A 25106-nucleotide genomic window follows, 5' to 3' on the forward strand; every position below is an offset into this window, starting at 1 on the left:
GATGCGAAGCGTATTAAGGCAAGCAGAAACGCCTATCGGACGATGAAATATAAGCCCATTTATTAGGTGCTAAACTTATAAAGTCTTATATTTCGAAAAAAAGCCGCAGGACCGACTTCGCGGTTCCTGCGGCTTGATGCGCTTTCTGCCTATCTTAATCTGGATTCGGTCAGCTTGAATTGCCCGACCAGCTGCTGCAGCAGCTTTGTTATTGTTTCCACGCCTTGCGACGTCTGGCGCACATTCGACATTTCGCCGATCAACTCCTTCACCTTGCCCTCGACATCCGAGGATACGCTCCGGTTCTCTCGGCTGACGAGCGCAATTTTCTCCATGAGCTCTACGACCTCATCGACAACCTGCGTCTTGCGCAGATCCTCCTGATTCGCTGCCGCAAGCGTGCTCGCTGCAGCCGCTACAAGCTGATTGCCTTCCTGCACGACGCGGGTGCCTTCATCCATGGAGATATACGCTTGTTTCGCTTCATTATAGATATGGCGGGTAATGTCATGAACCTCTTCGGTCGACTTCTTCGTCATATCGGCCAGCTTCCGGATCTCTGAAGCGACGACCGCAAAGCCTCTGCCCTGCTCGCCGACGCGCGCAGCCTCGATCGAAGCATTAAGCGCAAGCAAATTGGTTTGAGCCGAAATCTCTTCAATGACATGGAGTACGCCTTGAATCTCCTGCACCGTGTTCATAAACGTATGAATCGTCTCGTTGGTTTCTTCCACTTTAGCCGAGATTTGGTGCATTTTGTCGCCAATTCGTTCGACCTCTGTCTTTGCTGCCGCAATTTGCTCGGTCGCTTGCTCCTCGATTGATCGCAGCGTCGAGCGCATATCGCCTGCCGCATCCTTTGCCAGATCGATATCCTTGAGCTGCAGCCTGATGCTTCCGATCATATCATTGACCTTGCTGCTGACCCTCTCCGTCGACGCCGCCGTCACCGAAGCCGATTCGTTCAGCACATGCTGACTGGACAATACATCGGTAGAAGCCAGCTTCACTTGCAGCATAATTCCTTCCAAGGAATCGATCATATTGTTGATCCACTTGGCCAGCTCCTTCGATTCGTCGTTATCGAACTCGTTCAATGCGAGCCGCTGCGTCAAATCGCCTTTGCCCTCCGCATTCATCCGGATAAACCCGTTAATCTTCCGAATATGGGAGACGACGCGATTCGATTCCTTCTTTTGAAACACGCCGCTGAATAATAGGCCGAATATCAAATTAAAGGCTCCGGCCGATAACGCGGTCGCCCATACGGGCGCGCTTGAAGCGTTCAAAATAATAAGCAAAGCCGTCATCAGGCTTAAGCTAAGAACGGCAATTGTCTGCAGCTTCCGCTGTCTCCAGCCGATGCTTCTAATCCGGTACACTTCCTCCAGGTCGCCTTCGCACATCATGCCCCAGCTGTCCGGACAATGCGGAAGCTGGAAGGTTACTCCCTTGCCGATAACGGAAATATGCCGGTAATCGGAATAACCAGGAAACTCCACGAACAGATTGCTGCCGTTGCGGATGGTGTTGGCTACGCCCGGATGAAGCTGCCCCGTCGCCGGATCCGTGAACATAATTTCGAGTTCCGTATGCTCCTTGATCGAGACGACTCCCCAATCGGTCGTAACGCCGTCCTTCAGATTCTCGCCGTGCGTAAAGGTGCGGTCCTCGAACCGGCTGCGGGATAACGCCGTGCCTGGCGCAATTTGCGCATTTAGCCCGGCTTTGGCCATGAATATGTAATTGTCCCCCGAATCGGGATAGACGTGACCCGATTCCCTTTGGATAAGGTCGCCGAGCACGTCATTCGGCACGCGGCCGCACAGCGTTCCGACGAAGGTTCCGTCCACCGATAAAGGCAGTATAAATAATAGCGTCATTTTATCATGAAACGAAGACGAACGCGCTCCGAGCTTCAGCGTGGCCGGATCGCTGTACGGTCCGTATAAGCATTTTTGCAGCTTGCCGTTCTGACTCGAGTAGGCGAGACCCTTGTGTATGCAGCTCTCTATGCCGTATGTCTCGCCAATGTGCGCAGGATAGGTTGAGCTCGCAACGGTCTGATTGGCATCTAATAAAAATAACTCTGTAAAGTCAATTGCCCTCGCATACGTCCGATCAAACCATTTCTTGATTTGCTGCTGTATGGAAGGAGATTCGGACTGCTGCCCGTGAGCCAGAACCGTTGTAAGCTGATCCGCCAACCGGTCAATATGATTCCAATAATCCGTAGCCCATGAGGTCAGCAGCTCCTTTCGGGTTTCCGCTATTCCTTCGAAGCTTTGTTCGACATCCGCCTTTAAATCCCTATTCAATCTCCAGGAAATCCAAAGCGGAAGCCCTGCCTTCATTCCCAGCCAGTCAAACATGAGCATCTCCCCCTGTCAACATTTTCTATCATCATGTTAACTATATTAACATACAATTTAGGACTTTTAGTACAGAATAACTGTTTTTTGGTCTAATTTTAACAAAAAAATTCCTGAATAACCGTTTTCTCTCCTTAATACACGAATATTTGACATTAACCTAACATATTAAAGATGCGGCCAAAAGAAAAAAAGCACCGCCAACGCATAAATGCGTTGACGGTGCTTGAGAAACACGCTTACTTTCGAATGATGTTCAGTCGATTCATCGCACGCTGCAGAGCGAGCTCCGCACGGCGGAAATCGATCTGATCCTGCTTGGCGGCAAGGCGCTGCTGCGCCCGCTGCTTCGCAGCTTCAGCCCGCTCGATGTTGATGTCGGTGGCCAGCTCAGCGCTCTCCGCAAGAATAACGATTTTATCCTTGCGTACTTCGATGAAGCCCCCGTTAACCGCGATAACGTCTACTTTACCGTCACGTTTGATTGTAACCGGAGCAATGCGAAGCGGCGTTACCAGCGGAATGTGATTTGGCAAAATGCCAAGCTCGCCTTCAACGCCCGTTACGCTAACCATATTCGCCGTTTCCGCATACACCTTGCGCTCAGGAGTTACGATTTCTACCAAAAAGGTACTCATGTGGATTCCTCCCGCCTTTCGCTATTGCAGCGTTTTGGCTTTCTCCACGGCCTCTTCAATCACACCTACATACCGGAAAGCTTCTTCCGGAAGGTCGTCATGTTTGCCCTCGAGAATTTCTTTGAAGCTGCGAACGGATTCTTTAACAGGCACGTATTTACCTTTAATGCCTGTGAACGGTTCAGCAACGTGGAACGGTTGGGAAAGGAAGAGTTGAATTTTACGCGCACGTCCAACAGTCAATTTATCTTCCTCGCTTAGCTCGTCCATGCCGAGAATCGCGATAATATCTTGAAGCTCTTTGTAGCGCTGAAGGATTTTCTTCACGCCTTGCGCAACGTTGTAGTGCTCTTCACCCAGAATTTCCGGGCTTAGGAGACGGGAAGACGAAGCGAGCGGGTCAACCGCAGGGAAGATACCCATCTCGGAAATTTTACGCTCAAGGTTGGTTGTCGCATCCAAGTGGGCAAACGTCGTTGCAGGAGCCGGATCCGTGTAGTCATCGGCAGGCACGTAGATCGCTTGGATCGATGTAACCGAACCTTTCTTCGTGGATGTGATACGCTCTTGCAATTGACCCATTTCGGTTGCCAGCGTCGGCTGGTAACCTACCGCGGAAGGCATACGGCCGAGAAGGGCCGAAACCTCAGAGCCTGCTTGCGTGAAACGGAAGATGTTGTCGACGAACAGAAGAACGTCTTTGCCTTCTTCGTCACGGAAATATTCGGCCATCGTCAATCCCGTCAGGGCAACACGCTGACGCGCTCCCGGCGGCTCGTTCATTTGTCCGAATACCATTGCCGTTTTGCTCAATACGCCGGAATCTTTCATCTCGTGGTAAAGGTCATTACCTTCACGGGTACGCTCGCCTACGCCGGCGAATACGGAAATACCGCCGTGCTCTTGTGCGATATTGTTGATCAGCTCTTGAATCGTAACCGTTTTACCTACGCCCGCGCCGCCGAAAAGACCGATTTTACCGCCTTTTGCGTAAGGTGCGAGAAGGTCGATGACTTTAATGCCTGTTTCAAGAATTTCCGCTTGCGTGGACAATTCGTCGAAAGCAGGTGCCTGACGGTGAATTGGAAGATTAATCTCCGATTTCGCTTCGCCGGCTTGGTCGATTGGCTCGCCGAGTACGTTAAATACGCGGCCCAGTGTCGGAGCACCAACCGGAATTGTAATTGGTGCGCCCGTGTCTACGACTTCCATGCCGCGAACGAGACCGTCCGTCGTGCTCATCGCAACTGCACGTACCATGTTGTCCCCGAGATGAACGGCTACTTCAAGCGTCAGATTAATATCAATCCCGCCTGTTTGACCCTTCTGCTCGATTTTGACAGCGTTCAAAATTTCCGGCAGGTTGCCGCGTTCGAACTCTAAGTCGACGACCGGACCCATGACGGATACAACGCGTCCTTTTTTCATGGTTTTCCCTCCTGGTTCCTTCTTGTTACTGCTGTCCGCTCAGCCGCTTTGCAGCGGCTGCGAACGATGCAGAGTATATAATCCGATGCTTGATTACGATTGTGCGTTTGCTCCGGCAACGATCTCGGAAATTTCCTGCGTGATCGCCGCCTGACGCGCCCGGTTGTACGTGAGCGTCAGTTGGTTGATGAATTTCGTCGCGTTCTTCGTCGCGCTTCCCATCGCCGTCATACGAGCGCCAAACTCGCTGGCTTTGCCGTCCAGAACCGCGCTGTAAATGAGCGTCTCCGCATATTTAGGCAGCAGCACTTCCAGTACGCCTTCAGGCGAAGGCTCGTATTCGTACGTTGCGATTGATGCCCCGCCGCTTACTTGTTCCAGCGGCAGCAAACGCGTTTCAGTCGGAATTTGCGTAATCGCGTTGACGAATTGGTTGTAATACAGGTAAAGCTCGTCGTATGCGCCTTCGGTGAACTTGCTGACCGCAGTGAACGCAACCGACTTAATGTCCGCAAATGTCGGAGAATCCGGCAAGCCGGTGACTTCCTCGAGAATCGGCATGTTGCGGCGGCGGAAGTAATCCCGGCCTTTGCGTCCGATGACGAACAATACATATTCATCAGAAGATTTATGTTTCTCGCGAATCGTTTGCGTTACTTTACGAAGCACGTTCGCGTTGTAGCCGCCTGCGAGACCGCGATCGGATGTGATGACGAGATAACCCGTTTTCTTGATCGGACGAGTCTCCAGCATCGGATGCTTCACATCCTTCGTGCCGGCAGCGATGCTCGCCACGACCTCCTTCAGCTTCTGCGCGTAAGGACGGGATGCTTGCGCTGCCTCCTGAGCTCGTCTCAGCCTGGATGCCGCGACCATCTCCATCGCTTTCGTGATCTGCTTCATGTTTTGTTTACTCTTGATTTCGCGTTTAATATCGCGCATGCCTTTTGCCATTTGTTTCACCCGCCTTTGTTGCGCTGGAGCTTGCTATATCACTGACTTGAAGGGCATGGACTGCGATCGGTACTATTGCCTCAGCCGCTGTTGAAGTTGAATATTTTCGATTAGGTTATAAGGGAAATATTCAAGCTTCAAAAAGCGGCACGTAAACTCTCCGGCAACAGTCCCGATCTCCGTCCACACTTCAATGCGGTGATACGCAGAGCTCTTTGCGCCTGGTGTTGGTAGGAGTAAGGGACTACGCCCGGACTTGATTGGACGGGCGTAGGTTGTTATTTATTAAGCCGATACGGCAAAGCTTTTCTTGAATTTATTGATTGCGTCTACGAGAGCTTTCTCGTTGTCGGCAACAATGTCCTTCGTATCGCGGATCGATTGACCGATTTCCGGATGGTTCGAATCCAGGAACGCATGGAATTCTTTCTCGAACCGAAGAATGTCAGCGACAGGAATCTCATCCAGGTGGCCTTTAACCGCAGAGTAGATCGAGATAACTTGCTTCTCAACCGGCATCGGCTGGTTTACGCCTTGCTTGAGGATTTCCATCGTGCGCGCACCGCGGTTAAGGCGGGCAAGCGTCGATTTGTCGAGGTCGGAGCCGAATTGCGCGAACGCCTGAAGCTCACGGTATGCCGCAAGGTCTAGACGGAGCGTGCCGGCTACCTTCTTCATCGCTTTAATTTGAGCGGAACCGCCTACGCGGGATACGGAAATACCGACGTTAACGGCCGGACGTTGACCCGCGTAGAAGAGATCGGCTTCAAGGAAGATTTGGCCGTCCGTAATCGAGATAACATTCGTAGGAATGTAAGCCGATACGTCGGATGCTTGCGTCTCAATGAACGGCAATGCCGTCAAGGAACCGCCGCCGAGAGCGTCGCTCAGCTTCGCTGCGCGCTCCAGCAAACGGGAGTGAAGATAGAATACGTCGCCAGGGTAAGCTTCGCGGCCCGGCGGGCGGCGGAGCAAGAGCGAAAGCTCGCGGTATGCTGCCGCTTGCTTCGACAAGTCATCATAGATAACGAGAACGTGCTCGCCTTTGTACATGAAATACTCGCCCATTGAGCAGCCTGCGTATGGAGCCAGGAAGAGCAATGGAGCCGGTTCGGAAGCGCCTGCCGTTACGACGATCGTGTACTCAAGCGCGCCGTGGCGGCGAAGAGTTTCAACGACGTTGGCAACCGTCGATTGCTTTTGGCCGACGGCTACGTAAATACACTTTACGCCGTTGCCTTTTTGGTTAATGATCGCATCGATCGCGATTGCCGTTTTACCCGTCTGACGGTCACCGATGATAAGCTCGCGCTGACCGCGGCCGATCGGAACCATCGCGTCGATTGCTTTGATACCCGTTTGCATGGGCTCATGAACCGATTTGCGGTCGATAACGCCGGGTGCCGGGGATTCAATCGCGCGGAATTGAGTCGTATTGATTGGTCCTTTGCCGTCAAGCGGCTGACCAAGCGGGTTAACAACGCGGCCAAGAAGCTCTTCGCCGACAGGCACTTCCATGATGCGGCCGGTACGTTTCACTTGGTCGCCTTCGCGGATGTCCGTGTAAGGTCCGAGGATTACGACACCGACGTTGCTTTCCTCAAGGTTCAATGCCATTCCTACAACACCGTTTGCGAATTCGAGCAATTCGCCCTGCATCGCATTCTCAAGGCCGTGTACGCGAGCGATACCGTCACCGACATTGATTACGGTGCCGACGTCTACGACTTGAATTTCGGATTTATATTGTTCGATCTGTTGTTTAATCAGCGTGCTGATTTCATCAGGTCTGATACTCAATTCGTTCACCCCTATCTACAGTGCATTAGATTTTAAACGATTTTTGCAAACGTTCCAGCTTGCCGGATAAACTGCCGTCGTAGAGACGGTCGCCGATACGTACTTGCATGCCGCCCAGCAAGGATGGCTCTACGATTTGTTCAGCGATAATGGTTTTACCGGTCAATTGGCCGAATTCCGCCGCTACGCCCGCAAGCTCTTCATCCGTGAGAGCCTTAGCGGCATATACCGTAGCGTGCGCTTGACCGAGCGCTTCGCCGGCGATCTTCACGAACGCCTCGTATACCTCGGCAATTACGTCTTCGCGTCCGCGGGTAATCAGCAGTTCCACCGTATTTAACACGAGCACGGATACGCGATCGCCGAACGCCGTTTTCAGCAAAGCGATTTTCTTATCCGTATCGATGTTTGGCAAGGACAAAAATTTCAGGACATCTTCGTCTTGCTCCAGCGTTTCGACGATCAGCTTCAACTGAGCCTCTACCTCGGACACGAGCTGTTGCTGCGCGGCAAGCTCGAACAATGCTTTAGCGTAGCGCTTCGCTACGACCGTATCCCGGCTCATTTGCTTCCAACTTCTTTCAGGTATTGATCAACCAGCTGCTCCTGGGATTTCTCGTCAACCTGCTTCTCAATGATTTTCGAAGCGATTTGGACCGAAATATTGCCGACCTCCGTACGAAGAGCTGCAATTGCCTTGTCCTTCTCCGTTTCGATGTCCTTGACAGCGTCGTCCTTCAGACGAGATGCTTCGCTCTTAGCCGATTGAACGATGTCATCTGCTTGCTTCGTGCTTGTTGTTCTCGCTTGCTCAATGATTTCGTAAGCTTCTTTCCGAGCTTGGTCGAGCGCAGCCTTCTGATCCGACAAAGCTTGCTCCGCTTGCTTACGGCTGGATTCCGCCGTGTTCATTTGCTCGAGCACCAGCTGTCTACGCTTCTCCATCACGCCAAACAGTGGTCCGAATGCCCATTTATTCAAACCCCAGTATAAAAGCAGGAATGCTAGGATCGTAATCACGGTCGATGTCCACACAAAATCCATAGCTGCCACTCCTTTCTTAACCCAATAAGACTTTTAATCAAAACAAAGGCGAAGAGGGCTAGGCCTTCCCCGCCAATCGTGTATGTTGCCTATTAGCTGAAGAACGCCAAGAAACCGATAACGACGCCGATGATAGGCACAACTTCGACAATACCCGCACCGATAAACATTGTTGTTTGAAGGGCCGCTTTCTGTTCAGGCTGACGAGCGATACCTTCAACCGTTTTACTTACGATCATGCCGTTACCAATACCTGCGCCAATCGCACCTAAACCTACTGCAATAGCTGCTGCCAATACTTCCATTTGAAAAATCCTCCTCAAAATTCGTTGTTTTTTTGTTATTATCTATTCGATCCAGCTCCAAATCAACGAGTTACTGACAATGCCATCGAGTTGGAGATAAAGCGTGACTTAATCTTAGTGCTCCTCATCATGCACAGTTGCCTGCGAGATGTATACCATGGTGAGAACCGTGAACAAAAATGCTTGAATGGCGCCGATAAAAATACTGAAACCTTGCCATGCAACCATGAACGGAATACCTGCCCAACCTAGCATCAAAATCGTGCTGATAAGAACCTCACCCGCATAAATGTTAGCAAATAGACGAAGAGCAAGCGTAACCGGCTTTGCAACCGTCTCGATGAGATTGACTGGAAAGAACACCGGGTACGGATGGAAATAATGCTTCAGGTAATGTTTTCTGTTCAATCTCATCCCAAGATAATGAACGAGAACGAACACGATGAGCGCAAGACCTGCTGTCACGGATAAGTCAGCCGTAGGTGATTTCCACCAAGCAACGTGAGCGGCACCGCCATGGGAATCAAGATAATCTTGAGTGATGCCAATAGCCGGAAAGGCTTCATGTATGTCCGTAATGATCAGCAAAGGCAGTCCCAACAGATTGGAGATAAAGATGAACATAATAAGCGTCATCCCTAGCGCCAGATAGGGTCTGACCTTGTGAACCGGCATCGAGCTTGCGATGGTGGAGTGCATGAAATCTACAGCCCATTCCATGAAGTTCTGCATCTTGGATGGGTTATCCACCGACAAGTTGCGAACGGCCAATCGTGCCACTACGATCGTGATGATGACGGAAACGAGAATTGCAATCATCGCAGCGATATCGAAACGCATGCCATTCCACTCCGCGATGGGAAATAAATGCATATAACTATTTCACCCCTTTCCGCTATTATTTTCTTTCACATTGTGAATAATTCCAACTACTAAGATTACGAACGGCATGACCATACTGCCAAGTAATGCAGCAGGCATATTTAGAGTCTCTGGATAACGATAAGCAATCATCGCTACCAGCAAAACCGTCGCTATGCGGCTGCCAAATCCCAATCCGCGCCTCCGAGAACCTTCTTCCAATGTTGCTTGTGCAAGCATATTCACTCTGCGCTTCAATAAAAACGCATTCATTGAACTTGCCGCCAAGCCTACGATTAGACCAAGTGTCACCGTCTGCCATTCCGGGAGAACAGCCCACAAAATGAGACAAGCCGACATCATATAGATGATTGTACGCATGGCTGACCTCATAATATTATCCATCGGAATCCTCCATTACCTTCTTAACCAGCAGAATGGCTGAGAGCAGTCCGACAGCCAGACCGACCAGGATGCCTCCAATCGTCCAACCCCTTCCGCTTCCTAAGCGGTTGTCCAAATAGGATCCGATCCAATAACCTAAAAAGATACAAAATGCGACTTGAATTCCGAGCGCGCCGACGAGTCCTGCGGCGAAGAGCGGATTGTCTCTTCTGTTCTTTTTGCTCATAGGCTTATACCCCTGTCAATCCTCATTTATTTTATCGAAGCGGCGCAAGGTTTGTCAATTGATATAACGACAAACTTTTGACAAATGCATCGACCAAAACCCTTGATTTATAAGGCGTTCCGAGCGGTGAAAACCGTACAGTACTACTGTATGCTGTACATTTGAGCAGCAGTCTGTTATCGTCTCGAAAACTATGAACGTTGTGTGAACGAGTCCGGCCGCTGCCCGAGTCTTCCAAAATGATGCAAGATCGCATCCACGATCCGCTCCGAAGCCCGGCCGTCTCCGTATGGATTGGCAGACTGGCTCATGCGTTCGTACAGCTGCGAATCATTCAACAGCGCTTTCGCCCTGCTGTAAACCCTCTCCTCATCCGTACCGACCAGCTCCAGCGTGCCGGCCTCAATTCCCTCCGGACGTTCCGTCGTATCGCGCAGCACCAGCGTCGGCACCCCGAAGGAGGGCGCCTCCTCCTGCAAGCCGCCGGAATCGGTCATGATCATGAAGGCATGAGGATAAAAATTATGGAATTCGAATACGTCGAGCGGCTCAATCAGCCGTATTCGGGGATGATTGCCTAATATTTCATTCGCCGGCTCCCTTACCGCCGGATTCGGATGGACTGCATACACGACCGCAACATCCTCATGCTCGTCCGCAATCCGTTTGACCGCGTTGAAAATATTCCGATGCGGCTCGCCGAGCGCTTCCCGCCTGTGCGCCGTCATCAGAATCATCCGCTTGCCCTTCGCCCAGTCGATGACCGGATGCGTGAATGTCTCGTCAACCGTATATTGGAACACATCCGCAGCCGTATTCCCGGTCACATAAATGGCAGCTTCCGGTTTGTTCTCCTTGCGCAAATTCCCCGCCGACCATTCCGTCGGCGCAAAATGCACATCCGAGAGCACCCCTGCGAGCTGCCGGTTCATCTCCTCCGGGTACGGGGAGAGCTTATTCCACGTCCGGAGACCCGCCTCCACGTGGCCGACTTGAATTTGCTTCAGAAACGCCGCATAGCTGGCCAAGAAAGTCGTCTGCGTATCGCCGTGAACGAGTACGATGTCCGGCTTTGCTTGCGCCAGCACGGGATCCAGGCCTTCCAGCACGCGCACTGTCGTCTCGGTCAGCGTCTGACGGTCCTTCATCACATTCAAATCGTAGTTAGGACTAATTTCGAAAAAATCAAGCACTTGATCCAGCATTTGACGATGCTGCGCCGTTACGCATACGATCGATTCAATCTCGTCCTCGCGCTTTTGCAGCTCCAGCACGAGCGGCGCCATCTTAACCGCCTCCGGACGGGTTCCGAAAATTGTCATTACCTTCAGTTTAGACAAAACATTCCACTCCTAATATGAACTCGCGCCTCGAAGCGCTAATTTGTGCCGAACATCCGGTCGCCGGCATCGCCCAAGCCGGGAACAATGTAGCCTTTTTCGTTAAGCCGCTCATCCAAAGACGCTATGTAGATATCGACGTCCGGATGGGCATCCTGTACCGCCTTGACGCCTTCGGGAGCGGCAATAAGGCACATCAGCTTAATTTGATCGCAATTCCGGCTCTTCAGCGAGTTGATCGCCGCGATCGCGGAGCCGCCCGTAGCCAGCATCGGATCGATCACGATCAGCAGGCGGTTCGGAGCATCCGTCGGCAGATTAATGTAGTACTCCTTCGGCTGCAGCGTCTCGTGATCGCGCGCAAGGCCGATATGCCCGACCTTCGCGGAAGGAATCAGCTTCAATATGCCGTCAACCATGCCGAGTCCGGCGCGCAGGATCGGAACAAGACCCAGCATTCTGCCGGAAATAATCCTCGAATCCATCTCGGCGACCGGCGTCTGCACCTTAATCGTCTCCAGCGGTATTTCCCTCGTCAGTTCGTATAACATTAATGTAGCGACTTCATCAACCAGTTCCCGAAAATCTTTTGTATTCGTTTCTTTATTCCGAATAAAAGTCAGCTTATGCTGAATTAACGGATGGTCGCAAATGATTAATTTGCTCATGGAGCGGTATTCCTCCCGTTTATCATTGTAGGCCCTAACACAATCCCGTATATTATAGCATTGTAAACAGGCCGTTGCATCTTGAGATTTACGGGAAGAGGAGGAAATCCATCAATCATTCTTAGTATTCGTAACGAATTGTAAAACTAATCCAAAATCGCCCGCCGCTATCTGTGAAAAAAAGAGCGGCGCCGTTCGACGCTGCCCTCATTCCCGAAATATCGCAAGGTATCTAACTGCTGCAGCCGCCCCCGCCTCCACAGGAGGAACCGCAGGAGGAACCTCCTCCGTCGTCTCCGCCGCTTCCGCCAGAAGAATCGCCTCCTCCCCCGCCGTCATCGCCTCCGGAATGGCTGTCTCTGCCGTTATCCGACGAACCGCTGCAGCCGGATGTGGAATCGCCGCTTCCGTTGGCTTTCCGCTCTTCTTCGTTTTGCTCCTGATCCATTTGCCGCGCAAAATCGTCCGAACTGGAAAGCGAGTGGAAAATGAGAAGACCCGAGAGCAGGCCGACCGAGCTTGCCGCGGTATCATAACCGCCGCCGTATACCGTTTGACCCGTTCTGCCGTATGACTTATCGCCCCTGTGCGCCGCAGTCAGCTGGGACTTGACGCGACCGATTAAATAATCGACCGTCTCCCTTAAGTCTGTATGCTTAGCCGTCGACTTTAGATTAAACCATTGTTCGCGCAGCGCCTCATCGCTCCAGCCTGCCAGCTCCTCCAGCCTTTGATCTGCCATCCGGGTCCGGAAGAACGCTCCCCATATTCTGCCGCTTGCCGGCGCCTGCTCGAATAGCTCGCCGTATACCCAATCGAACCAAGCACGTTCATCCAGGGACGGTTGAACGCCCGGGGCATGCGGCGCATGATGAATCATTTCACCGCAGAAACGCGTGCAGAATTGCTCGTATTCCCTGGTAAACATAAGAAACTCATGCCACAGCGCATCCGCCTGCCGGCTGTACATCGGAACGCCGCGCAGAATCCCGCACATAAGAAAATACCGTTTGAGCTCGAACCAAGTCCAGTCCCATTCCTTGTCGCTCATTTTCGGCTGTTCCTTCAGCACCCGGTCCTTTACCCGGCTTTCCGTGTCAAAGCCCAGCGCCGATTCCAATCTTTCAGCGGCTGTCCGTGCAGGATGACCGTAAGGAACGCCGAGAGCAGCCGGCATCTCTGCGGCCGGCCAAGGAGCAAAGGCATTCGTTCGGCCGTAAGTGCTCCTTCCGCCTTCTGAGACTAGGGATGAATCCCCCTTCGCCTTATTCCATTTGGTAACGGCATTGACAATAATAATTATGACGATAGCAATTAGAAACAAAATTACGATTTCAGTCATCATATCCCCCTAATCCGTTTATCTTATCCATATATTAACACATGCCCCCCTGTTTCCAACATCCGTTAAGAAGTAAACTTTTGAATAAGCCGGCAAAAAGTTCTTTCCTTCCTGGTTTTTTAGCTATATAATAAAAAAGGAACGCATGTTCTCGTTTCCGGTCGATACGGTTGGACGGTTCACACGTACCTTTAGCGCATCTTCAAGCGATTCGTTCCAAAACTTTTTTTGGCGGCACAAAGCCGAAAAAACCTGTCCCAAGCAGATTTATCTGCTTACGAGACAGGCTCTATTCGTTAAATTATGCGTAATGGCAAGATGCAAAGTGACCTTTGCTCACTTCAAGCAGCTTCGGTTCATCCGTCTTGCATTTCTCCGTTGCGATCGGGCAGCGCGTGTGGAACTGGCAGCCTCTCGGAGGATTGATCGGGCTCGGCAGGTCGCCTTTCAACACGATACGCTCGCGCTCGGCTTCCACCTGCGGATCCGGAATCGGTATCGCCGAAAGAAGCGCCCGTGTATACGGATGGCGCGGATTGTCATAGAGCTCGCTGCTTTCCGCCAGCTCAACGATTTTACCCAAATACATAACCGCGACGCGGTCGCTGATATGCTTAACCATGGACAAGTCATGCGCGATGAACAGATAGGTCAGTCCCATCTTCCGCTGCAGATCCTGCATCAGATTGACCACCTGCGCTTGAATGGACACGTCCAGCGCGGAGATCGGCTCATCCGCAATGATGAACTTCGGATCTACCGCCAGCGCGCGCGCAATGCCGATACGCTGACGTTGGCCGCCGGAGAACTCATGCGGATAACGAGTCGCATGCTCGGGATTCAGGTTGACCAAATCAAGCAAGCCTTCCACCTTCTTCTTCCGCTCGGCGCGGCTTCCGGCAAGGTTATGAATGTCCAGCGCTTCCCCGATTATGTCGGTAACCGTCATGCGGGGATTCAGCGATGCGTACGGATCCTGGAAGATCATCTGCATATTGCGGCGGAGCGCCTTCAGTTCCGCGCCGCGCAGTTTGTAGATGTCCTTCCCGTCGAAAGAAACGCCGCCGCTTGTCGGTTCATAAAGGCGCATAATGGTGCGTCCCGCCGTCGATTTGCCGCAGCCGGACTCGCCGACGACGCCTACGGTCTCGCCTCGTCCGATGGAGAAGCTGATCTCGTTAACGGCTTTCAGAATACTGCCTTTGCCTAAATTGAAAAATTTGCGCAGATCGTTTACTTGAACTAACGGAGAGCTCATACCGGCACCTCCCGATTGGCGTGAGGATGCAGCATCCAGCAAGCAGCCGCATGGGAATCGCTTCCCTTAATGGCGCTCAGATCCGGATCGTTATCCACGCATACTTTCATCGCTTCGTCGCAGCGCGCGCAGAAGCTGCAGCCTGTCGGCGGCTTAATCAGATCCGGCGGCGTGCCGGGAATCGGAATAAGCGGCTCATCCTTCCTTTGGTCCAGACGCGGCAAGGAGCGCAGAAGCCCTCTCGTATACGGGTGCTGCGGGTTTTGGAAAATCTCCCATTTCGTGCCCGTCTCTACCACTCGGCCAGCGTACATGACGATGACGCGGTCGCATACGTCCGCTACAATACCCAAATCATGCGTAATCAGGATGATGGATGTTCCCATCTTCTCCTGTAGGTCTTTCATGACGCGCATGATTTGCGCTTGAATCGTCACATCCAGCGCCGTCGTCGGTTCATCCGCGATCAGCAGAGACGGATTGCATGCCAGCGCAATGGCAATCATAACCCGTTGGCGCATGCCGCCCGAGAACTGATGCGGGTACTGCTTAATCCGCGATTCCGGATTCGGAATGCCGACAAGGTGAAGCATTTCAATCGCACGCGACTTTGCTTTCGCCGCACTTACATCCTGATGCTTGATTAGACTCTCCATGATTTGATCCCCGACCGTCATCGTCGGATTCAGGGATGTCATCGGATCTTGAAAGATCATACCGATTTTGTTGCCGCGCACCTTCTGCATGTCTTTCTCCGAAAGAGACAGCAGCTCCTCGCCCTCGAACAAGACGGAGCCGTTCTTGATTCTGCTCGGAGGTGATGGAATAAGCCGCATGATCGACTGAGCCGTAACGCTCTTCCCGGAGCCGGACTCGCCGACGATCGCGACCGCTTCCCCCTTCTTCACATCGAAGCTTACATTGCGGACGGCTTGCACTTCACCGCCGTAAACGTCGAAGGATACGCTTAAATCTTTCACTTCCAGCAAGGTCTTCATCTAGCCTTGACCTCCTCTCCGTTAAACGGGTTGTTATTTTTTCAACTTCGGATCGAACGCATCCCGCAGGCCGTCGCCGAATACATTAAAGGCAAAGATCGTCAAACTCAGCAAGAATGCCGGGAACAGCAATCTCCAAGGGTAAATCGTCATCGCGCTCCTGCCGTCGTCGATCATCGTTCCCCATGACGCAACCGGCGATTGAACGCCGAGTCCGAGGAAGCTGAGGAACGCTTCGGTAAAGATCGCGCTTGGCACCGTCAGCGTCAGGGTAACGAGAATAGGACCCATCGCGTTCGGAATCAAATGACGGAAAATAATACGCATGGCGCCCGCGCCAAGGGACTTGGAAGCCAAAGCGTACTCCTGGTTCTTGAGCTGCATAATCTGACCGCGCACGATCCAGGCCATGTTGATCCAGCCCGTAATCGACATCGCAATGATAATGGTCGTTAAGCTTGGCTCCATGACGACCAGCAGCAGGATAACGACAAGAAGATAAGGAATCGAATATAAAATTTCGGCAAACCGGTTCATAACTTCATCCACTTTACCGCCGTAATAACCCATAATACCGCCGTAGATGATTCCGATAATCAAATCAATCAACGCCGCCATCAGACCGACGAAGAGGGATATTTGAGCACCCTTCCAGGTTCTCTCCAGCAGGTCGCGTCCAAGGTCATCGGTACCGAACCAGTGCGCCGCGCTTGGCGGTTGGTTCGTGTTTGTCAAGTCATTCGTGAAATGGTCGTTAGGCGAAAAGAACGGTATGCAAATTGCGCAAATTATGATGGCTATAATAATCCAGAAACCCGTCATGGCCAGCTTGTTGCCAAGCAACCTGATCTTTATGTCTTGCCAAGCCGTCAAGCTTTTTCGTCCAGCCTCATCAATATGGGCATTACTGCGATTGATTTTTTCAAACATTCCAGGCGGCAGATTGCCCAAGGAATTGATATCTACTCTCTTCGACATAATCTATTTCCCTACCTTTCCGCCGGACACCCGCATGCGCGGATCAACGAACACATAAGCGATATCGGCCAAAAATCGGGTTACCATCAGAATAATGGCATAAAAAATCGTGATCCCCATAATTAAAGGATAATCTCTATCAGTTACACTCTGAACAAAGTACTTTCCGATTCCCGGAATACCGAAAATCTCCTCAATGACCACGGACCCCGTAATGATCCCGGCCGTAAGGTAACCTAAGTACGTTACGACAGGCAGCATAGAGTTGCGCAGCGCATGCCGCATAACGATCACGTACCCGGAAAGTCCTTTGGATTTGGCAGTTTTAATATAATCCGCATTCAATACTTCGATCATGGTGGACCTTAGCAATCTTGCGATAAAAGCAATAGGACCAGACGCCAAAGCGATGGTCGGCAATACGTAATCCATTGGGCCGTTCAGCCCGGCTACCTCGAAGATTCTTAACTTAACCGCAAATAAGTATTGTAATAGCGGAGCCAAAACGATGCTTGGAATGGCCAGACCTAATACAGCTAATATCATTGCGGAGTTATCCAATGTTTTGCGATGATGCATAGCGGCCAAAATACCCAGCACGCTCCCTGCGACAACAGATGTTACAATGGCCGAAAGACCCAACCTCAGCGAGTAGCCGAATGATTGTGCGATCATTTTGTCGACGGACTGAAACTTTTTCTTCATGGAAATGCCCAAGTCGCCTTGAACAAGATTTTTCAAATAGGTTCCATATTGCACGATAAGCGGTTTATCCAAACCGTAATACGCTTCCAAGTTTTTCTGAACTTGCTCGCTTGTCGCCTTCTCTGACTGTAACGGACTGCCGGGTATGGCGTTCATTAAGACAAAAGTAGCTGTAATAAGCAAAAAAAGCGACAACAGCATAAACATAAATTTGCTTAAAATATAGCGGACCAAGCGATCACCCACTCTCTCGATCTTTGATTACATTTCAAAAGGGTATATATAGAGACTATATATACCCTTCCGAAATAAGTTGCTCTAAGTTAGCTGCCTATTAGATTGACAATCATGAGTGATCTACTCTTTGCTGCCAAATACCCAGTCAATATGACCTGCATAGTCGGATATTACATCTTTAAATCCGTCTTTTATCATCGTTACAGTCGTGTAGTAGTACAGTGGCATTGCGCCCATGTCTTCAGCAAAAGCGATTTTCTCAGCTTCCGCCATCATTTTGACGCTTTCTTCAGGCGTAGCGGCAACCAGCGAGTTATTCAGAAGCTCATCAACTTTAGGGTTGTTGTATTTACCGTCGTTGTTGCCGGATTTCGAATGAATCAAATCATAAGTGAAGTTGATCGGATGGTTGATGTCCGCGCCCCAACCGGAACGGGCGATATCAAATTGACCCGCTTTTCTCGATTCCAGGAATGTACCCCATTCCTGATTAGCCAGCTTCACTTCTACGCCCAGGTTTTGACGCCACATGTCAACGACGGCTTCCGCGATCGCTTTGTGACCTTCGCTTGTGTTGTAGAGAAGCGTGATTTCCGGCAGTGCCGTCAGATTGCTCTCAGCCAGACCTTCTGCAAGGAGCTTCTTCGCTTCTGCTACGTCTTCTTTAAAGAAATCCGTGTCTGGGTACATCTCGCGGAACATTTTGCCTTCAACACCTGCTATGCTTGGCGGCACCAAGCCGAATGCCGGCTGTTGGTTCGCTTTTGCAACGTTGTCGATCAGCGATTGGCGATCTACGGACATTGAGAATGCTTTACGGATTTTTGCGTTGTTAAACGGTGCTTTGTTGTTGTTAAACAGGTAGTAGTACGTCGATGCGACCGAAGTGATTTCCGCTTTGCCTTCTTTAACCAGCTGCGGCGTTCTGTCGGTAGGAACGGAACCTGCTTGCGCGCCGATCCAGTCGATTTTATCTGTATCGTACAAGTTGTAAACCGTGTTTTCATCATTAATCAACGAAATCGTTACTTTATCGAAGTTAACAGCGGACGCGTTGTAGTAATCCGGGTTTTTCTCCAGCACAAGCTTGTCCTCATGTTTCCATTCCTTTAGAAGGAAAGGCCCGTTAGATACGATGGTTGCTTGTTCGGAAGCCCACTCGGGCTTGCCGTCTACAGCACCTTTGTTAACCGGCAGGTAAGTATAGTGGGATAGCAAGCTTGGGAAGTATGGTGCAGGCGTGTACAATTTCACTTCCAACGTATAGTCGTCAGTCGCTTTAATGCCTACTTCATCGGCAGTGCCACCGCCTGTGTTATATTTCTCAGCGTTCTCGATGTAGTAAAGCATGTATGCATACTCGGAAGCTGTCTCTGGATTCAAAGCGCGTTTCCACGCATACTCGAAGTCATGTGCGGTAACACTTTCGCCATTGCTCCACTTTACGTCGTCGCGAAGCTTGATTGTGTAAGTTTTGCCGTCTTCGGAAGGCGTAATTTCTTTTGCAATTGCATTTTTAGGCTCGCCGCTTGTGTTAAGACGAGTAAGTCCTTCATACAAACCTGCAGCTACGATACTGGATTGAGCATCCGTCATTAGAGCGGGATCCAAGCTTGGCGGCTCGCTGGCTAATGTAAAACGGAACTCTTGAGGAGCTTTAGTCTCTCCTCCGTTGGCGGCGCCGCCATTATTCGACGGATCCGGTTTGTTGTTGTTGCCCGAACATGCAGACAAAAGCATGCTTAACGCAACGACTAGCACCAGCATCAATTGTGCCGGCTTTCTGAAACTCCCTTTCACAAACATCAACTCCCATTTATATCATTTTTTTGAAACCAACTTTTAGTAGGTACAGCAGACTAATAATTACCCATGTTATAAATACTAACATTAATTTTTTATTAATCAACGATATAAAATATACAACTTAATTTTAATAATTGTCAACACGAATCTTGACCTCAAAAGTTTCCAAGTTCGATTTCAGCTGGCCCGGCCTGCTATTATTTGTTTGCGGGACTTCATCCGCTTTTTCTCATAGACTTTATCGCATTAATAGATTAACACACATTCGCATTAATACGAATAAGCACTAATACGATTAAGCATTACCACGTATTTGCATTACTACAGATATGCATTAATGCTTATCCGTTATAAATCGAATAAACGTTCCCGTCCTTACCCGTTTCTGCATGAAAGCTGTAACGGAAAGGCTTCCAATTCCATGCAGATTCAAGCCATTTCATTCTTGTAATAGAGATATATAAGATCCATTATTGGGATTACATGTTATTTATTATTCGAGATTATTTTTATAAATACATTCATAATTTCTTGAATGAATAATTTTGACAAGCGGCTGATGACTAACATTCGTATTGAAATACATCGATATAAAAATAAACACCGCCTACGGTTTCATTCCCGTGACGGTGTTTATTATTATATATTGTATGAGATTCGTTCGATTAGTAAGTCATATTCGGATAAAGCGGGTATTGGGCGGTAAGATCACGAACCATGCCGCGCGCTTTTGCCAGCACGTCCTGATCTTCGGGACTCTTAAGCACAAGCGCGATAACCTCTGCAATCACCTTCATCGCTTTCTCGTCCATGCCGCGGGCCGTAGCCGCAGGCGTTCCGACGCGGATGCCGGATGTTACGAACGGACTAGTCGGGTCAAACGGAATCGCGTTTTTATTAACGGTGATGCCCACTTCGTCAAGCACGTGCTCAGCCGCTTTGCCTGTAATGCTCAGGTTGCGTGTATCAATCAGCATTAAGTGGTTATCCGTGCCGCCGGATACGATGTTGATGCCTTTAGCTGTCAGTTCCTCGGACAGAATCTTCGCATTTTTCACCACTTGTTCGGCATAGGCTTTGAACGACGGTTGAAGCGCTTCTCCGAAAGCAACGGCTTTCGCTGCGATAATATGCATCAGCGGACCGCCTTGCGAGCCCGGGAATACCGCTTTATCGATGGCAGCCGCCCATGGCTGTCGACACAGAATCATGCCGCCGCGAGGACCGCGAAGCGTCTTGTGCGTAGTCGTTGTCACGAAATGCGCGTGCGGAACCGGGCTAGGGTGCAGACCTGCCGCGACCAGACCCGCGATATGGGCCATGTCGACCATGAACAATGCGCCTACGTCGACAGCGATTTTGCCGAGCTTCTCGAAATCGATAACTCGAGGATAAGCGCTGGCGCCTGCTACGATCAAACGGGGACGGTGCTTGAACGCAAGCTTGCGGACCTCTTCATAATCGATGGTGAAGGAATCCTCTTGTACGCCGTAAGCAACGAAGTTGTAGAGCAAGCCGGATGCGTTAACCGGACTTCCGTGCGTCAAGTGTCCGCCATGCGCCAGGTTCATGCCCAGTACCGTATCGCCAGGCTTTAGAGCAGCCAGATAAACGGCCATATTCGCCTGTGCGCCGGAATGCGGCTGCACGTTCGCGTGTTCTGCGCCAAACAGCTCCTTCGCACGGTTGCGCGCAATGTCTTCCACGATGTCTACGTGCTCGCAGCCGCCGTAGTAACGTTTGCCCGGATAACCTTCCGCGTATTTGTTCGTCAGCACCGACCCCATTGCTTCAAGCACCGCTTCGCTTACGATATTCTCCGATGCGATCAGCTCGATGTTGTCGCGTTGACGCTGCAGCTCGAGGCCAAGCGCTTTAAGAATTTCAGGGTCCTGCTTGCGTAAATTTTCCATAAATAAGTTCCTCCTCAAGTGATTATGCCCGTTTATTAGGGGATATCAAGACATCCAATCCTGCATGATAACGTTAATCGCATGTGCCGGCCGACTGCTCCGGCTTAAGCTCCCGCTCCATTTCGTACACGGCGCGAACGCCGCCAATGAGCTTCGGTCTTGTAAAAGCCATCGTGACGTGAGCCTCTCCGATGCTTCGAACCGATGGCCGAACCGGAACGGCCACCCGCTTCAGGTGCATCCCGATGAACGTATCGCCGATATCGATCCCGGCATGCGCTTGCACGGCCTCCGCCAAGCAAGGCGATTCCAGCTGCCGGTAGGCATATGCCGCCATCGAGCCTCCCGCCTTCGGGACGGGTACCGCGCTTACCAATTCCAGCCCGAAACGCTCCGCGGCGGTCCGGTCCACCACGAGCGCGCGATTCAAGTGCTCGCAGCACTGATATACCGGGATAAAGCCGACTTCCCGCCGGACTGCCTCCACGCCCGCGTAGATCTGCTCCGCCGTCTCCAGCGTTCCCGCCGTACCGATCCGCTTGCCCAGCACCTCGCTGGTACTGACGCCGATAACAAGCAATTGATGCGCCGCAAGCCCGCCGGCTTCGATTAACTCCCGAACGATTGTCTCAACTTGAACGGCGATTCCGACCGGTTGCGCTTCTTCGTTTGTCATCATAGCAAGCGCCCTCCGTTCAAGACAGCCGGGAATACTTCTCTTCGATTTGCTTCACTTTATTTATGCGTCCCACATGCCGTTCGCCCTGCGAGAACGGCGTTTCCAGCCAGATGCGGATAATTTCCTGCGCCACGCCGGGACCGATAACTCTCTCGCCCATGGCGAGGACGTTCGTATCGTTATGGTCTCTGGTTGCTTGCGCCGAGAATAGATCATGCACCAGGGCGCAGCGGATGCCGCGCACTTTATTTGCGGCAATCGACATTCCGATTCCCGTCCCGCAGATCAATAGGCCGCGTTCCGCTTTGCCGCCCGTCACAAGGTCGCATACGGGCAATGCATAATCGGGGTAATCAACCGATTGATCGCAATTGCAGCCCACGTCTTCCACTTCATGGCCAAGCGATTGAAGAAACGGCACGATCACTTCCTTCAGGCTATAGCCTCCGTGATCGGCACCAATAGCAATTTTCAACGTAAAAGACCTCCTTCGGAATGAAACATCACAGAGCTAGTATACCTATTTTTGCGAAAAAAGACGAAAAAAGAGCATGACATGCTAAATCAGCATGCTGCTCTTTGCCCAGGCGACCGGCCGTATATTCCGATGCTCCACCGTGGTTAGCCCACTTCCGTCGCCAGTTACATCGGAAACCATATTGGTGTAAAACCGCTACACACTTATACTTTTTATAATAGCTGAAGCCATACAAAAAATCAATCCGCAACTGAGAAGGCAATTGCGTAATTATCGCCTCGTCAGCTTGTCCAGCAGCTTGGCGATCGCGGACTCGATTTCATCGGCGCAGCTTCTATAGAGCGACAGGGATCCGCCAAAAGGATCGACGATATCGAAGCTCGGAATGCGGCGTTCCAGCTCCAGCAGCCGGTTGCGCTCCATCGCGGACAGCTGCTGTCCGAGCGCCTGCTTCATATGAAGCTCCGTATAAAGCCCTTCCAGCTCTTCGATATCCGAAAGCACGCCGTCATCCTGATTCGCGAATTCCTTGAGCGTGTAAGACTTCTCAACCGCTTCGGGAAACCACTGCAGCAGCGCTTTCTTGTGGCTCGACGTCATGGTCAATATCAGATCAGCCCACTTCACAGCCTCGTTCGTAAGGGCGCGCGACGAGCCCGTATGACCGATCTCGCGCTGCCGCAGCACCTCAATCGCATGCGCCGACACCGGCAGACCATCGACAGTGGAGACGCCCGCCGAACGCACGGCGACTGTAATGCCCCTTTGAGCGGCCATCCGGCGCAGCATGGCCTCCGCCATCGGCGAGCGGCAAGTATTGCCTGTACAAACGAATAATATCCGTTTCACACCGTCAGCTCCTTTCAGCATTTAGATTCAAAAGATAAACAGGATGCCGAACACGAGCAGGATCGCGCCGCCGCAAGCCTCGCCGTATTCGCCAAGATTGCCGCTGACTCTGCGCCCGAGCATTAAACCCAACACCGACAACAGCCCCCCGAAAAAACCGAACAGCAAAATCGTCGCCCATATGTTAGCCGCAAACATCCCCAGCGTAATGCCTACCGAGAAAGAATCGACGCTTACGCTGAGGGCCAGCACCAGCAAGCCCAGTGAAGAACGATGATCAAAGGATTGAACCGTGTCGCCCCGCAAAGAGCTGTAAATCATATGTCCGCCGAGGAGCACAAGCAATATGCCTGCGGCAGTCGTAGCCACGCCCCCCAGAAGGCTGCCGACATAGTGTCCGGCAAACATGCCTGCAAGCGGCATCAACACATGGAACAACGCAATGATGGCACCAAGCTTCACGACTTCCCGGAGCCGGATCCCCTTCAGGCCAATGCCGAGTCCGAGCGAAAAAGCGTCCAGCCCCAGCGCGAGCGCTATAATGAGCAGCGTCAGCAGCTGCCCGGCTTGTAATGGTGTATCGATCACAGCCTATCTCCCCCATGTCCGCTTGGTCTCTCTACCAAACATATGCGGACATAAGGACAAACATACTTTTTGACTTACTCTACAGCCGCACGATCCGGTGGCCAGCCGCCTTAGCCATGCGATTCATGAGCGCGGCGCCGATCCCGCGCTCTAGGCAAACCTCCGACCAGATGCACTGAACGCCGGCAGCGTCCATCTCGCGGAGCGACGCATAAAGTCTATGCGCCGCCGCTTCCAGCTCGCGCTCGCTGCCCAGAGAGAATTTCCGGTCCGCGTCATAAGCGGCGATACGTTCCTCGAAGGCCAGCACCCCCGTCAGCTCTCCGCGTTCCCTTGCCGCCGTTACCTGCTTGCGGATATACCGGGCGACTGCCCCTGGATTGCCCTCTACAAGCTCAAGCCGCCCCTTCGGGGCATAATGCGCATACTTCATCCCCGGCGAGCGTGGAGCCGCTTCTGGGGCTTCTGAGGACGCGCAGTCTATAAAAGCATCCGGAGCCGCTTCCAGAAGCTGCTCCCGCGTAATGCCCCCGGGCCGCAAAATATGTATCAGCCGCTCGCCCGCAAGCTCGATGACGGTCGACTCCAATCCGACGCCGGTCGCTCCGTCATCCACTACGCCGTCAATGCGTCCTTCCAAGTCGTCCAGCACATGCTCGGCAAGCGTAGGGCTCGGTCTGCCCGAACGGTTCGCGCTCGGCGCCGCAACCGGACAACCCGCTTGCGCAAGCAGCTGCAAAGCCGTCCGGTGGTCCGGCATCCGCACGCCGACGGTAGCAAGCCCTGCCGTAACGAGCGGCGATAGCGCCCCCTCGCGAACAGGCAGCACGATCGTCAGCGGCCCCGGCCAGAAGCGGTCCATCAGCGCCGCCGCCAGCCGCGAATACGGCTGCACCAGCCCGCCCAACTGCGAACGGTCGGCAATATGCACGATCAGCGGGTTATCGGAAGGGCGGCCTTTCGCGGCAAAAATTTTACCTACGGCTTCCGTGCTGCGGGCATCGGCGCCTAGACCGTAGACGGTCTCCGTCGGAAAAGCAACGACGCCGCCCTCGCGCAGCAGATCCGCCGCTTCTTTCAGTCCCAAGCGGAGCTTGTCTCCGCTAAGGCTCTTCACTCGCCATATGGTTGTCATCGTCATCTCTATCATTCAATCCTTGCTCTTGATTAAATTAACCAATCCAACGCTATTATAACATAAGCACCCAAGCGCAAGGGTAAAGGAACAAAAACG

At 51.8% G+C, this 25106-nt stretch carries 25 protein-coding genes and 1 riboswitch; all 25 genes read right to left on the minus strand.

Features of this window, described 5'->3' with window-relative positions; all coding sequences use genetic code 11:
• Positions 1 to 149: 149 nt before the first annotated feature.
• The 25 genes from H581_RS0100535 to H581_RS0100655 all read right to left on the minus strand — a co-directional run bounded on the left by H581_RS0100535 (position 150) and on the right by H581_RS0100655 (position 25013).
• Positions 150 to 2372 (minus strand): methyl-accepting chemotaxis protein, encoded by a 2223-nt coding sequence (locus tag H581_RS0100535; RefSeq protein ID WP_028608295.1) that lies wholly within the window; start codon positions 2370 to 2372, stop codon positions 150 to 152.
• 239 nt (positions 2373 to 2611) lie between these two features.
• Positions 2612 to 3010, minus strand: a complete 399-nt coding sequence (locus tag H581_RS0100540) for a F0F1 ATP synthase subunit epsilon (RefSeq protein WP_028608296.1) — start codon at positions 3008 to 3010, stop codon at positions 2612 to 2614.
• Positions 3011 to 3031: 21 nt separating this feature from the next.
• A complete protein-coding gene (atpD, locus tag H581_RS0100545; protein ID WP_028608297.1) occupies positions 3032 to 4438 on the minus strand; it encodes a F0F1 ATP synthase subunit beta in 1407 nt (468 codons plus the stop codon).
• A gap of 93 nt (positions 4439 to 4531) precedes the next feature.
• On the minus strand, positions 4532 to 5392 hold the full coding sequence (gene atpG / locus H581_RS0100550) for an ATP synthase F1 subunit gamma (RefSeq protein WP_028608298.1): 861 nt from the start codon (positions 5390 to 5392) through the stop codon (positions 4532 to 4534).
• Between the two features lie 285 nt (positions 5393 to 5677).
• Positions 5678 to 7192 (minus strand): F0F1 ATP synthase subunit alpha, encoded by a 1515-nt coding sequence (atpA, locus tag H581_RS0100555; RefSeq protein ID WP_028608299.1) that lies wholly within the window; start codon positions 7190 to 7192, stop codon positions 5678 to 5680.
• Between the two features lie 25 nt (positions 7193 to 7217).
• On the minus strand, positions 7218 to 7757 hold the full coding sequence (locus H581_RS0100560; protein ID WP_028608300.1) for a F0F1 ATP synthase subunit delta: 540 nt from the start codon (positions 7755 to 7757) through the stop codon (positions 7218 to 7220).
• Positions 7754 to 8236, minus strand: coding sequence for a F0F1 ATP synthase subunit B (atpF, locus tag H581_RS0100565; RefSeq protein ID WP_028608301.1), 483 nt, complete (start codon positions 8234 to 8236; stop codon positions 7754 to 7756). Before atpF ends, H581_RS0100560 begins: the two co-directional genes overlap by 4 nt.
• Positions 8237 to 8328: 92 nt before the next feature.
• Entirely contained in the window at positions 8329 to 8541 is a 213-nt protein-coding gene (gene atpE, locus H581_RS0100570) for a F0F1 ATP synthase subunit C (RefSeq protein ID WP_028608302.1), read from the minus strand.
• Positions 8542 to 8655: 114 nt separating this feature from the next.
• On the minus strand, positions 8656 to 9414 hold the full coding sequence (atpB, locus tag H581_RS0100575) for a F0F1 ATP synthase subunit A (protein ID WP_028608303.1): 759 nt from the start codon (positions 9412 to 9414) through the stop codon (positions 8656 to 8658).
• 9 nt (positions 9415 to 9423) lie between these two features.
• Positions 9424 to 9807 carry an ATP synthase subunit I gene (locus tag H581_RS0100580; protein ID WP_028608304.1) on the minus strand — a complete coding sequence of 128 codons (384 nt, stop codon included), beginning with the start codon at positions 9805 to 9807 and terminating at the stop codon, positions 9424 to 9426.
• Positions 9800 to 10033 carry an AtpZ/AtpI family protein gene (locus tag H581_RS0100585; protein WP_028608305.1) on the minus strand — a complete coding sequence of 78 codons (234 nt, stop codon included), beginning with the start codon at positions 10031 to 10033 and terminating at the stop codon, positions 9800 to 9802. The genes H581_RS0100580 and H581_RS0100585 overlap by 8 nt, the downstream gene beginning before the upstream one ends.
• 191 nt (positions 10034 to 10224) lie before the next feature.
• Entirely contained in the window at positions 10225 to 11373 is a 1149-nt protein-coding gene (gene wecB / locus H581_RS0100590; RefSeq protein WP_028608306.1) for a non-hydrolyzing UDP-N-acetylglucosamine 2-epimerase, read from the minus strand.
• Positions 11374 to 11411: 38 nt separating this feature from the next.
• Complete coding sequence (gene upp, locus H581_RS0100595) at positions 11412 to 12041, minus strand: uracil phosphoribosyltransferase (RefSeq protein ID WP_028608307.1); 630 nt, start codon at positions 12039 to 12041, stop codon at positions 11412 to 11414.
• Between the two features lie 232 nt (positions 12042 to 12273).
• Positions 12274 to 13383, minus strand: coding sequence for a glycine-rich domain-containing protein (locus tag H581_RS32630; protein WP_051250358.1), 1110 nt, complete (start codon positions 13381 to 13383; stop codon positions 12274 to 12276).
• Positions 13384 to 13684: 301 nt separating this feature from the next.
• A complete protein-coding gene (locus H581_RS0100605; protein WP_028608308.1) occupies positions 13685 to 14641 on the minus strand; it encodes an ABC transporter ATP-binding protein in 957 nt (318 codons plus the stop codon).
• Positions 14638 to 15639 carry an ABC transporter ATP-binding protein gene (locus H581_RS0100610; protein ID WP_028608309.1) on the minus strand — a complete coding sequence of 334 codons (1002 nt, stop codon included), beginning with the start codon at positions 15637 to 15639 and terminating at the stop codon, positions 14638 to 14640. Before H581_RS0100610 ends, H581_RS0100605 begins: the two co-directional genes overlap by 4 nt.
• A gap of 33 nt (positions 15640 to 15672) precedes the next feature.
• Positions 15673 to 16617, minus strand: a complete 945-nt coding sequence (locus H581_RS0100615; RefSeq protein WP_028608310.1) for an ABC transporter permease — start codon at positions 16615 to 16617, stop codon at positions 15673 to 15675.
• Positions 16618 to 16620: 3 nt separating this feature from the next.
• Positions 16621 to 17556, minus strand: a complete 936-nt coding sequence (locus tag H581_RS0100620; RefSeq protein ID WP_028608311.1) for an ABC transporter permease — start codon at positions 17554 to 17556, stop codon at positions 16621 to 16623.
• A gap of 123 nt (positions 17557 to 17679) precedes the next feature.
• Positions 17680 to 19359 (minus strand): peptide ABC transporter substrate-binding protein, encoded by a 1680-nt coding sequence (locus tag H581_RS0100625; RefSeq protein ID WP_051250359.1) that lies wholly within the window; start codon positions 19357 to 19359, stop codon positions 17680 to 17682.
• Between the two features lie 671 nt (positions 19360 to 20030).
• Positions 20031 to 21278, minus strand: a complete 1248-nt coding sequence (locus H581_RS0100630; RefSeq protein WP_028608313.1) for a serine hydroxymethyltransferase — start codon at positions 21276 to 21278, stop codon at positions 20031 to 20033.
• Between the two features lie 73 nt (positions 21279 to 21351).
• Positions 21352 to 21954, minus strand: coding sequence for a TIGR01440 family protein (locus H581_RS0100635; RefSeq protein ID WP_028608314.1), 603 nt, complete (start codon positions 21952 to 21954; stop codon positions 21352 to 21354).
• A 19-nt stretch (positions 21955 to 21973) separates the two neighbouring features.
• Positions 21974 to 22432, minus strand: coding sequence for a ribose 5-phosphate isomerase B (rpiB, locus tag H581_RS0100640; RefSeq protein WP_028608315.1), 459 nt, complete (start codon positions 22430 to 22432; stop codon positions 21974 to 21976).
• 99 nt (positions 22433 to 22531) lie between these two features.
• Positions 22532 to 22613: riboswitch (ZMP/ZTP riboswitch) on the minus strand.
• Between the two features lie 92 nt (positions 22614 to 22705).
• The gene (locus H581_RS0100645) at positions 22706 to 23284 is read right to left on the minus strand and encodes a low molecular weight protein arginine phosphatase (protein ID WP_028608316.1); all 579 of its coding nucleotides are present in this window, start codon (positions 23282 to 23284) and stop codon (positions 22706 to 22708) included.
• Positions 23285 to 23311: 27 nt separating this feature from the next.
• Positions 23312 to 23872 carry a manganese efflux pump MntP gene (locus H581_RS0100650; protein ID WP_028608317.1) on the minus strand — a complete coding sequence of 187 codons (561 nt, stop codon included), beginning with the start codon at positions 23870 to 23872 and terminating at the stop codon, positions 23312 to 23314.
• Positions 23873 to 23951: 79 nt separating this feature from the next.
• Positions 23952 to 25013: an L-threonylcarbamoyladenylate synthase gene (locus H581_RS0100655; RefSeq protein WP_028608318.1), complete on the minus strand. Its 1062-nt coding sequence runs from the start codon at positions 25011 to 25013 to the stop codon at positions 23952 to 23954.
• Positions 25014 to 25106: the final 93 nt, after the last annotated feature.

Source organism: Paenibacillus harenae DSM 16969 (assembly GCF_000422465.1).
GTDB lineage: Bacteria > Bacillota > Bacilli > Paenibacillales > Paenibacillaceae > Pristimantibacillus > Pristimantibacillus harenae.